At 32.9% G+C, this 1,770-nt stretch carries 4 protein-coding genes; all 4 read left to right on the plus strand.

All coding sequences use genetic code 11. From position 1 onward, the window contains the following. The first annotated feature begins 129 nt into the window (after positions 1 to 129). The 4 genes from C7954_RS13480 to C7954_RS13490 all read left to right on the plus strand — a co-directional run bounded on the left by C7954_RS13480 (position 130) and on the right by C7954_RS13490 (position 1,725). Positions 130 to 288: a site-specific integrase gene (locus C7954_RS13480; protein ID WP_276330818.1), complete on the plus strand. Its 159-nt coding sequence runs from the start codon at positions 130 to 132 to the stop codon at positions 286 to 288. Then, positions 281 to 442: a hypothetical protein gene (locus tag C7954_RS13780; protein WP_166667736.1), complete on the plus strand. Its 162-nt coding sequence runs from the start codon at positions 281 to 283 to the stop codon at positions 440 to 442. The genes C7954_RS13480 and C7954_RS13780 overlap by 8 nt, the downstream gene beginning before the upstream one ends. A 74-nt stretch (positions 443 to 516) precedes the next feature. Then, positions 517 to 1,041, plus strand: coding sequence for a DUF6431 domain-containing protein (locus tag C7954_RS13485; RefSeq protein WP_134060312.1), 525 nt, complete (start codon positions 517 to 519; stop codon positions 1,039 to 1,041). 156 nt (positions 1,042 to 1,197) lie between these two features. After that, positions 1,198 to 1,725, plus strand: coding sequence for a helix-turn-helix domain-containing protein (locus tag C7954_RS13490; protein ID WP_134060314.1), 528 nt, complete (start codon positions 1,198 to 1,200; stop codon positions 1,723 to 1,725). Positions 1,726 to 1,770: the final 45 nt, after the last annotated feature.

Raw genomic sequence — 1,770 nt, forward strand, 5'->3', positions numbered from 1 at the left:
GATTATACTTTATTATGGTGAGAGTTACAATAGAAAATCTTTTTATGTCAAGAATATATTAACCTACTCACCATAATCTTTTCCTCTACATAATGTCTCTTATGGAGAGCTCTCCATAATCGCCATGCCCTGGCAAGCACTTTATTGGAGCAGGGAACTCCTCTTTCTGTAATTTCTGAAGTTCTGGGACATATTAATTCAAAATCTACAGAAGTATATTTACAAACAGATGTTGATGGATTAAGAAGATGCACACTTGATCCTGATGATGTGATGATAAATGACTAAAGCAATTTCTTGCTCAAGTGTTTTTGCAGAAGAAATTAAAGGCTATGTAGATGAAAAAAGATCAGTTGGTTACAAATTTGAAAAGGGAGCGTCTATTTTAGAAAGTGTAATCTATCAAATTAATCCATTAGAAAATGATAAATATCTTGCATAATAATTTAGAATTAGAACTTCCTTTTCCTAAATTAATCTGATAAAATATTGTCAGAATATTTAGGATGTGATCAAATGCAAATCATTCACGACTTCAAAAAGAGCATTAAAAAGTATTCCAAACTGGGTAAAAAGAACAAATTTTTTCATCCAGAAGAATGTCCTTTCTGCCATGACAAGCTACATAAAAATGGATTTTATCACCGCTATGTAATCTCAATTGACGGGAAAACTCATAGAATCTTAATCAGAAGATACAGATGCCATCACTGTGGCAGAACTGTTTCTATCCTGCCATCTTTTTTATTCCCGAGGTTTCAACGATCTCTTAAATATATTGTCTGCTGCATTAAAGAATATCTACTGCAGAAAAAACTGCTTCTATACAAAAGAGCAATCTTTTTCTATATACAGAGATTCCAGCATAATATACCTGGGTTAATATCCTTTTTTAGAGATAGATATCATTCTTTAATTCCTTTTAATTTAGCAAGAATAAAAAAAGCCACAAAACTAATTAAAATGATTTGGAGCTCCGACGCTCAGATACTCTCAAAAGAGTATCAGGATCACTTTAATCAATGTTTTATGGCACTTTAATTATACCATAAAGATTAAAGTTTTGGAACTATTTTTTTAAACACAAAAGCTTTCACTAGAAAAGAGCTATTTTTCTAATTAAAATGTTATTATCGGCAGTTTAAGAACTTTTTCGCTCTTAAATGCTAAAATCTAAGCTTAAAGGAGCTGATTTTGATGACTGATAATGACAGAGAACAGATAGCTCTATTTCGCTTTTCCCTCATTTCTCCTATCCTGAATGGACAGGTAGAAAAACAGAGTGAGTATCTGGCCGAGGTTGCTGCTAAAAAGCATAATGTCCCTTACTATGGAGTTAGAGAATACTCACCAAAAACTATCGCTATGTGGGTCAGAGACTATCGTAAAAATGGTTTTAATGGACTTAAACCTAAAACCAGAAATGATAAAGGGAAAAGCCGTGTTTTAACAGCTGAACTCAAAGAAATTATTCTTGAAGCCAGAGAGAAACATCCTGATCGATCTGTTTCTTTACTCTACGATCAGCTGATTACTGAAAGGAAAATGATGCCTTCTCAGGCTTCCTATTCTACTGTCTATCGTTTTTTAAAAAAGAAAAACCTGTTGGTCAACTCGCCCCGCAAAGAAGAAAAAAGACGCCGTTTTGCCTATGACAGGGTCAACATGCTCTGGCAGGGTGATTATCCTGATAAATTAATTATTCCGATTTTCAAAAGAATATAAAAGTATATCATTAAAGTAGTCCATGAAAATCGGAATAATATTTTA

Origin of the sequence: Halanaerobium congolense (assembly GCF_004366375.1) — a bacterium.
GTDB lineage: Bacteria > Bacillota > Halanaerobiia > Halanaerobiales > Halanaerobiaceae > Halanaerobium > Halanaerobium congolense.